The organism is Desulfatiferula olefinivorans (assembly GCF_054657895.1).
Genome location: NZ_BAAHXV010000171.1, coordinates 1 through 203, shown reverse-complemented (window position 1 = coordinate 203; position 203 = coordinate 1). Strand labels below are relative to the sequence as shown.

1 protein-coding gene is annotated in these 203 nt (G+C 54.7%); it reads right to left on the bottom strand.

The window, feature by feature from the left end; genetic code table 11:
* Positions 1-203: EF-Tu C-terminal domain-related protein (locus ACYQ11_RS22295; RefSeq protein ID WP_459926037.1), on the bottom strand; the 203-nt coding region annotated here is incomplete at both ends.

Below are 203 nucleotides of genomic sequence, written 5' to 3'. Positions count from 1 at the left end.
AAACGGAGACCTTCTTCCATGGCGATGGGGGCAATGAGTTCAGCCGTGATGGTCACGTTGTCCCCGGGCATGATCATTTCCACGCCTTCGGGAAGGTTCAGGATACCCGTCACGTCCGTGGTTCTGAAAAAGAACTGGGGACGGTAACCGGTAAAGAACGGCGTATGACGTCCGCCTTCTTCCTTGCTCAGAACGTAGATCTC